We start from the raw sequence: 8,870 nt of genomic DNA on the forward strand, positions 1-8,870 counted from the left end.
GTATTCAGAAATAGAGTATATCGGTTACATTAGAACTATTATTTTTATAATATCAACGCTATATTATTGATCTATGAAACAAATGACCTTCCTCATCATTGCTGCATCTTTAATGTTAAGTTGCGCCGAGAAAAAGGAAATTCAAATAACGAAATCAACAGAGAATCTCCCGAATATTGTATGGCTCGTGGCTGAAGATCAATCCCCCGATTTTTTCCCGATGTATGGAGATAGTACGATTGCATTGCCAAATTTGGAAGCTTTGGCCGCCGATGGAGTGGTGTTCACAAATGCTTATGCACCTATACCCGTATGTGCGCCTACACGCAGTGGTATTATTACGGGAATGTATCCAACTACACTAGGTACCCACAATATGCGCACCTATTCACCTGGTGACCCAGGTAATCAAATGCAAATAGGTATACCATCTTATTCGCCCATTGTACCAAAGGGAACGGTTATGTTTCCTCAGTTGTTACGAAAAAGAGGGTATTATACGTCCAATAATTCCAAAGAAGATTATAATTTTAAAAGATTGGAGTCTGCCTGGGATGAGAGTAGTAAGAAGGCCCATTGGCGCAACCGCCCGAAAGACGTTCCTTTTTTCTCCGTTTTTAATTTTGAGGTATGTCACGAATCGGGTATTTGGAAACATGGGAATAGTGAACTTTTTGTGAACCCCGATTCGGTACCGGTGCCACCCTATTTCCCGGACAACGATATTATACGGCACGATTTGGCGGTCAACTATAGCAATCTCAAGCGTATGGACGACCAGGCCGGTGAAATTATAGCCCAACTCAAGGAAGACGGACTTTACGACAATACCATCATCTTTTTTTACGGGGATCATGGTGGACCGTTGCCACGACATAAGCGTGCGTTGTATGAAACAGGAACTAAAGTTCCGTTGATTATTAAGTTTGACGGAAACGAGAGGGCAGGGGAACGCAATGACAATTTTGTCAATTTTATTGACTTTGCCCCTACACTTTTATCTTGGGCAGGTGTGAAGCCTCCTGAAATAATGCAAGGAAAAGCGTTATACGGGGAATTTCGTGATAGTTCAAAAAGCAAATACATCTTCACCACTTCCGATCGTTTTGATGGGGTTTACGACCGATTACGAGCGGTACGTTCGCAACGCTATAAATACATTAAGAATTTCAATACCAATATTAGCAATGCCTTACCGGTGGTATATCGAGAGCAGATGCCGATGATGAGAAAAATGAAAGCGATGTGGAAAAACGGAGAATTGGACTCCGTGCAGTCCTTATGGTTTCGCACACCAAAACCAGAGGAAGAGCTTTATGACCTTCAAAACGATCCCTACGAATTGGAAAATTTGGCGGATAGCGCAGAACTAAAGGACACTCTAAAACATTTGCGTGGAGTTTTAAAAGATTGGATTTTTGACACGCACGATTTAGGGATATATCCTGAAAAGGATTTACTGGCAAAATGGCTTCCAAATGGCAAACAACCCAAATTAACGCCATTGGAAATGGAAAAAAAAGTAAGTGGTGTTGCTTTATATTCACATCGACCCGACGCTACTATTCTTTATAAACAGCCTCAAGATTCTATTTGGCAGTTCTATACACAGCCTTTGCCCGGTGATACTTCGTTTGTTGCCAAAGCGGAGCGCATAGGGTTCGAAGACAGCAATCTTTTGGAATATAAGGTAAATTGATGGTAAAGTGATTATCCTATTTCAGCCTTCTGAATATAAAGGTTGAAATAGGATAAGCCTAAGGGACGGCGATTCGAGACTATCGCTAATAAAATACCATGAAAACGATAAACTTACAGTAGTCTGAAGGTAACGGGAATGCTATAGGGCACGTTTACGGCTCTCCCCCTTTGCTTGCCAGGGGTCATTTTTGGCAGGGCTGCGATAATTCGTTCGGCTTCCTGCTCTAAAAGCTTATCGGGACCTCGCGTTCTAATATTGGTCACATGGCCTTCGGTGTTTATAACAAATTGTACATAGACTTTTCCCTGTATTCCCATCTCTAAGGCTATGGGAGGATATTGGAAGTTCTTGTTAATATGTTCCTGTACCTTCTGTTGAAAGCAAGCCCTTTTCTCGGCATCGGAACCTTGCTCACAGCCCGGAAAAACAGGAATATTCTCGATTACGGCAAAAGGTACCGTAATTTCTTCCTCCTCTTCTTCCACTTCTATTTCATCAACGGAGACCACTGCATCGTCAATTATGGTCTCTTGATTAATTTCTGTACTTTGTATAACCGTTTCCTCTATATCCGAAACATCTTCCACCACTTCGATAATAGCTGGGGCGGCAGGTGGAGCGGGAGGAGGTGGCACATTTAAAATTTCCGTTACGGGTACTTCTTCCCGTAAATCGGATTCGGCGGTATGGGCAATTATTACCTCTTCCGTCGTCGTATCGTAACTTTTGAACTCTAATGCCCTCCATACTACAAAGAGCACCAGCGCAAGCCCAATGACAAAAAATAGTCCGCTGTCTCGGTTCAAATCGGCTTTTGGGTTCTTTTTTAGTTCCATCACCTAAAAATTTAGTATTCCTTAAGGTAAGCCAACCTTTCCTTTTTAAATATGATATTGGTCAGTTTTGGATGGGGGCAGTAATGCAATGGTTTTGCCATTATCATGTGTTAATCGGAATTAGTAGCGGAATCGAAGAAGTGGGTTTGACCCGTACAAAAGCCTTTGAACCCCTTAAAAGGGCAAAGTTTACTATGGTTGGATAATGGAATTGGAAAAACTACAAAATGTAAATTGTGAGTTATTTAAAAATTATTTCTGAATGATTGAACGAATTTCGGAATGGCTTCAAAATGGCACAATTTGATTTCATTTCTTTTTGAGTGCGCTTTCAATCACCTGAAGTGTGTATTCGTAGCTTTTCTTTAATAAGGTTTCCGCATCCATGGTCGACCAATATTCTTTATTAAAAAGCTCCACGGAAAAACCACCGTTAAAACCTGCCTCGTATAGTCTAGGAATAACAACATCAAACGGGCAAACACCTTCACCCGGCAACACCCGATGTGCATCAGTTAATGATTCACGTTCGGGACTTGCGGGATAGTCGTTCATATGAATAACCGGTAGTCGTTTTCCATTAAGACAATCGACGGTGTCCCAATCGTTACCTCCGCGGTATACATGGTAGATGTCTAGAAGCATAGTGGCTTTCGGATGGCCCGTAGAAATTACAATTTGAGCACAATCGGCTAAATTGTGCAAAGCACCGGCACCCCAAAGCTCGATAATAGGGGTTACTCCTGTTTCTTGCTCTAAAGCAAGTATATCATTATACCTTTGGGCGTATTCGTCATACTTTCCGCGGTCAAGGGAAGAGATGCCCTGTACCGGGGCTGCGATATATTTTCCGCCCAAGCTAGCGGTTATATTCATTTCTTTGCGGAGCTGATCAATAGCTTCCTGTCTTTCCTTAGGGTCATCACTGCACCATTTTGAAAAACCAATAATGTTTTCCAAGACGAGTTTACCGGTTTCCAGCTTTTCCTTTAGCTGTGAAGTACTGCCTCCTTTATCCAAATAGGCTATGATATCCCGCATCCATAATTCAATACCGTCAAAGCCCGCATCGGAAACCATTTCAATCTGCTTATCGACATCCAATTTATAAGCCATGATTGTTGAAGTGTTCAGGCTTATTCTAAAAGGCAACTTCTTTTTTGGTTGAATACTTTGATCAAATGTTTGGGGCGAATCATTTTTCGTAAATGCGAACCCTGTCAAGGCCGCGCCAGAAATTTTGAGGCTATTTGCAATAGCTTTTCTTCTAGAAATTTTATCCTGCATTTTTGTAGTTAATTTTTATTACGAGAAACCAAAACACTTAGTTTTTTAGTTAGTCCTATTTTGATTCCAATTGTTTGTTTTTAGGGTATTCCGTCAGATTATTCTTTTCGTTTAAACAATAACAAACGTACATCGACCGCTTCCTTTCCACTAATATTTACCGCCTTTAGTGTTAGCTGGCCTTTTCCTTTTTCAAGTTTTATTTCTCCCATTGTAATTGGCTTAAAATCTTTCACATATGATTCTATTCGGGGATCACGATCATTTTCCATTCCTTTCAATGGAGGGTCATGCGCTTCTGTTATAGTTGTGGTCAATTGGTTATTTCCATGTGTAAGCTGTACTGTGGCCCCCACATTTTCTGCTTTGCAGGTGTAATATAGCTGTACTTCGAATACACCATCGGCTAGAACAGCGACATTCCACGTAATGGAGTCATTTACATTCTTCCAGTTCGTAAAAAAAGTATCGTTCGGATGGCGGTTACTTCTTTCAATATTTCCGTGGGGAATACCGTCACGAGCGGGAATCTGCGTATACATATAATCAGGGTGACCCAAAGTTAGGGGGCGCTCTTCATCGGTCTTTTTGCTAGGCGGAATTGCTGTTAACCAATTGGTCTTGGCCTTTTTAAGTGAATCGGCAATATCAGGAAATTTATCGGAAACATCAGAAGTTTGACCGATATCATCGACCATATCATAGAGGCGGTCGTCGGTATCTAAGCGGTAGCGCTGAGAACGTACACTTGTTTTTCCACTCCAATGATTATAGACAAAACGCTCTTTCCATTTTGTATTTTTTGAAAATATTAGTGGGGATAGGTTTTTACCATCTATCGGCTTTTCGGTTTCGACCTCGATGCCGGTCAAATTAATCAAAGTTGGTAAGATATCTATGGCAGCTGCTATTTGGGCTACCGTGTTTCCGGCAGGGATACTATCTTTCCATTGAATGAAGAAAGGTGCCCTAACACCTCCTTCATCAGTGGATCCTTTTTTGCCCCGCATACCACCGTTCCATCGCCAGCCATTGGGTCCATTATCGGAAAGATAAACCACGATCGTGTTATCCTCTAAATTAAGCTCTCGTAATTTTTCGCTGATACGACCTACATTAAAATCGATATTCTCGACCATGGCCAAGGCGGCGTTCGTGAAATTTGTATTTTCTTTTTCTTCCCCATGATAGGTCATATCAAGCGGTTTGTCTTGAAAACGATCCCAATAGGCATCCGGCACCTGCATGGGGCTGTGAGGAGTGTTCAAAGGGAGGTATAAAAAGAATGGGTCATCCTTATTTTCATCTATAAACGATAAGGCATGTGCTGTAAGATCGTTGACCAAAAATCCATTTCCTTTAACAATTTGCCCATTATGTTCTAACATGGGGCTGAAATAATTGCCCCAATGACCGGAAGCAAATCCGTAGAAATCATCAAACCCTCTGGCATTGGGGTGATACGGTGGCTGCATACCATTGTGCCATTTTCCGTAAGCTGCGGTATGATAGCCGGCTTTTTTTAGAATTTCGGCAATGGTGGTTTCCCCGAGATTTAGCCGTTCTCCGCCGGCCGAGGTAGAATAGACCCCCAAACGGGTAAAATGGCGACCTGTCAACAACTCTGCGCGCGTAGGGGAACAGACCGGCTGGACATAAAAGTTTTCAAAAGCCACTCCATTTTTGGCAATAGCATCGATATGGGGTGTTTTGAGATTGGTGTTGCCATTGAAACTTAAATCACCCCAACCCTGGTCATCGGCCATGATTAGAATGATGTTGGGTTTTTTCTCTTGAATTTTACTTTCTTTTTTGGGAGCTTGACAAGCCCACATGGAAAGAATCAAGGCGACCGGAAGAATACGTTGAAATAGAACTGACATGGTCTAAAGTTAATCCATATTATTGTGAATTTGATGTTCACTAAACCAAAATCCCAAATTTTTCGAACTAAAAAATTGTGTTATCTTCCAATCGGAATTTTGGAGCTTTGAGAATGAGAAATTTGTGTGTGTTTTTTTAGATTGGGAAATTTAATTTATAGTATTACCCAAATGTGCAGAGGATTAATCGATTTTTTGTTTCTCCTATGCTTATATAAAAATAAAGCAGGGAATCGAATTATAGAAACAGCAGTTACATGAAGTATTTTTTAACAGGTTTGATGGCCTTATTTATTTTTGGATGCAAAGAACAGCCGTCTAAAGAAGAGCAATCACATAAACAAGATATTATACAAAAGGCAGTGGATACGGTAATCAAGAAGGTTACTCCGCCCAAACCGAAGTTTAGATCGTTTGAAGGTCTAGCAGATACCACCTTTATTCGATTGGCTGATTTTAGTGATGGTTTTGCCTATGACCTACGCTATGCCACAGAAAATAATTTTCTAAAAGCCAAAGTATATGATTGTGCCGAATGCTATACCCGTGTAAAAACAGCAAAGGCTTTGATTAAGGCGAACGCTGAATTTAAACAACACGGAGTTAAAATTAAGTTTTATGATTGCTATCGCCCTAATTCTGTACAGTATAAAATGTGGGAAATTGTACCAAATCCCCAATACGTGGCAAACCCAAAAAAAGGGTCTATTCATAACAGGGGAGGAGCGGTGGATATTACCTTGGTAACTTTAAATGGTGAAGAACTGGATATGGGTACCGATTTTGATTTCTTTGGAAAAAAGGCCTACCATGATAATTTCGATTTGCCCAAAGAGATTCTTGATAACCGTAAATTACTGAAGGAAACGATGGAACGTCATGGTTTTTGGAGTATCAGAACCGAATGGTGGCACTACAACCTTTCTTCCGCTAGCAAGGATAAGGTGGCCAATTTCAAATGGAATTGTGATTAAACTGGAAATTGAGCTATGAACCAATAGTATTTTATAATTTTAACAAAACGACCAAAGCCTATGAAAACAATTCTTAAGAACAGTTTGATTATTATATTCCTTACTTTCTATTCTATGCAAGCCCAAGATACTATCATGCCTTTATGGCCAGAAAACAAAATTCCAAACCGTATTGAATCGGATGAAAAAGAAGTAAGGGATTACACGAATATTTTGAGGATTAGCAAGGTACAAGAACCAACGATAGAAGTATACCTGCCATCAAAGTCCAACGCCAACGGGCAAGCTGTGTTGATTTTTCCGGGGGGAGGTTATCATATTTTGGCCTATGATTGGGAGGGTACCGATATCGCCAAATTTCTGAACGGAAAAGGTATTGCGGGTATTGTGGTGAAATATCGTTTGCCATCGGATGTCTCACAAAAGGAAAAATATAACGTTCCTTTGATTGATGCCCAGCGAGCGATGCGAATGGTACGGAGCAAAGCAAAAGATTGGAATATTCAAGAAGATAAAATTGGTATAATAGGTTTCTCTGCTGGAGGACATTTAGCCTCTACTTTAGGCACGCATTTCAACGAAAAGGTCTACGCCGCAGTAGACGAGATGGATGAAGCAAGTGCTCGCCCCGATTTTATGGCATTGGGGTATCCCGTAGTTACCTTCACTCAAACGACGAAACACTCTGGTTCTGAGAAGAACCTTTTGGGAGATACGGATAACGGAGATTTAGAAAAACATTTTTCGAACGAATTACAAGTAACTGCTAATACACCACCGACATTTTTAATTCATGCCACGGATGATGGGAGTGTGCCAGTTGAAAACAGCTTGCTCTTTTTTCAAGCCTTAAAAGACAAAGGAGTTTCGGCGACTATGCATATCTATCCTAAAGGAGGTCATGGATTTTCTTTGGCACGCGAAGACGTACATTTAAGAGGTTGGACGGAGCGTTTATTCGAATGGATGGAAAGCTTGGAGTGAGTCTTTAGCCAAATTGATATAAAAAATTGATTGAAATGAAATATACTGGTGGTCTACTGATTTTTGTGCTTTTGGGATTATTACAGGCTTCCGCTCAAGCTACGATCATACCTTTGTGGCCCAAAGATAAGATTCCGAAACAGATAGCTTCTGATGATAAGGAAACACATGTTCAAGGTGAAGACCTTTTACGGATTAGTAAAGTGCAAGAGCCGACAATAGAGGTATTTCTGCCGTCAAAAAAGAATGCGAACGGACAAGCTATGTTGATTTTCCCGGGTGGTGGTTATCAAATTTTGGCCTATGATTGGGAGGGTACTGATATAGCGAAGTTTTTAAATTCAAAGGGGATTGCAGGTATAGTGGTGAAGTACCGATTGCCTTCATCGGTATCCCAAACCGATAGTCATCTGGTACCCTTGATCGATGCTCAGCGTGCTATGCGATTGGTACGGAATAAGGCAAAGGATTTTAATATCGAAGCCGACAAGATTGGGGCTATGGGATTTTCCGCAGGTGGTCATTTAGTTGCCACGCTGGGTACTCATTTTAATGAACAGGTATACGATGCTATTGATGATATAGACAAAGAGAATTCACGGCCCGATTTTATCGCATTGGGCTATGCGGCTATTTCCTTTAAAAATCGTAGTTCTAGCAAAGCGTCACAAAAAGAGTCGTCAGAGCATAAATCGAAGCCTTTTATAGGCGAATATTTTTCTATCGAGAAAGCCGTGACAGAAGAGACACCGCCAACCTTTCTATTTCATGCGGGCAATGATCCGGGAGTTCCTGTAGAGAATAGTCTTCGTTTTTTTCAAGCCTTAAAAAACAAAAATGTACCTGCCACCATGCATATCTACCCAACAGGAGGCCATGGGTTTTCTTTGGCCAGAGATAATGTACATTTACGAGGTTGGACGGAGCGTTTATTCGAATGGATGGAAAGCTTGGAATAGTTTTTTGGTTTTTTATTGAAAAGAAGTAAGGTAATCTGCTTAACTTTTCTATTTTTGCAATCCGAATTCGGGATGTAGCGCAGCCCGGTAGCGCACACGCCTGGGGGGCGTGGGGTCGCAGGTTCAAATCCTGTCATCCCGACTCAACTAGTTTCATCTAGTTACATAACGTTGCAAATCACCTGATTTGCAACGTTTTATGTTTTTAGAGGGTTCAGATGAAACCTCATGAAACCACATAAAAA

The 8,870-nt window shown here is 41.0% G+C and carries 7 protein-coding genes and 1 tRNA gene; 5 read left to right on the forward strand and 3 right to left on the reverse strand.

Annotation, left to right across the window (positions count from 1 at the left end; translation table 11 throughout):
* The first annotated feature begins 73 nt into the window (after positions 1–73).
* On the forward strand, positions 74–1,699 hold the full coding sequence (locus BLS33_RS18565) for a sulfatase family protein (RefSeq protein ID WP_245731544.1): 1,626 nt from the start codon (positions 74–76) through the stop codon (positions 1,697–1,699).
* Between the two features lie 113 nt (positions 1,700–1,812).
* Here the strand turns inward: BLS33_RS18565 and BLS33_RS18570 are convergent, their stop codons facing one another.
* The 3 genes from BLS33_RS18570 to BLS33_RS18580 all read right to left on the reverse strand — a co-directional run bounded on the left by BLS33_RS18570 (position 1,813) and on the right by BLS33_RS18580 (position 5,708).
* Positions 1,813–2,538, reverse strand: a complete 726-nt coding sequence (locus BLS33_RS18570; RefSeq protein WP_089893139.1) for an energy transducer TonB — start codon at positions 2,536–2,538, stop codon at positions 1,813–1,815.
* 309 nt (positions 2,539–2,847) lie between these two features.
* On the reverse strand, positions 2,848–3,825 hold the full coding sequence (locus tag BLS33_RS18575; RefSeq protein WP_089893141.1) for a sugar phosphate isomerase/epimerase family protein: 978 nt from the start codon (positions 3,823–3,825) through the stop codon (positions 2,848–2,850).
* Between the two features lie 98 nt (positions 3,826–3,923).
* Positions 3,924–5,708, reverse strand: a complete 1,785-nt coding sequence (locus tag BLS33_RS18580; RefSeq protein WP_089893144.1) for an arylsulfatase — start codon at positions 5,706–5,708, stop codon at positions 3,924–3,926.
* 257 nt (positions 5,709–5,965) lie between these two features.
* Here BLS33_RS18580 and BLS33_RS18585 point away from each other — a divergent pair, with 257 nt between their 5' ends.
* The 4 genes from BLS33_RS18585 to BLS33_RS18600 all read left to right on the forward strand — a co-directional run bounded on the left by BLS33_RS18585 (position 5,966) and on the right by BLS33_RS18600 (position 8,767).
* The gene (locus BLS33_RS18585; protein WP_089893147.1) at positions 5,966–6,682 is read left to right on the forward strand and encodes a M15 family metallopeptidase; all 717 of its coding nucleotides are present in this window, start codon (positions 5,966–5,968) and stop codon (positions 6,680–6,682) included.
* Between the two features lie 60 nt (positions 6,683–6,742).
* Entirely contained in the window at positions 6,743–7,666 is a 924-nt protein-coding gene (locus BLS33_RS18590; protein WP_089893150.1) for an alpha/beta hydrolase, read from the forward strand.
* 35 nt (positions 7,667–7,701) lie between these two features.
* On the forward strand, positions 7,702–8,625 hold the full coding sequence (locus BLS33_RS18595) for an alpha/beta hydrolase (protein WP_089893153.1): 924 nt from the start codon (positions 7,702–7,704) through the stop codon (positions 8,623–8,625).
* Between the two features lie 68 nt (positions 8,626–8,693).
* Positions 8,694–8,767: transfer RNA gene (locus BLS33_RS18600), tRNA-Pro, on the forward strand.
* Positions 8,768–8,870: the final 103 nt, after the last annotated feature.

The sequence above is a fragment of the Kriegella aquimaris genome, assembly GCF_900103215.1.
Classification (GTDB): Bacteria; Bacteroidota; Bacteroidia; order Flavobacteriales; family Flavobacteriaceae; genus Kriegella; species Kriegella aquimaris.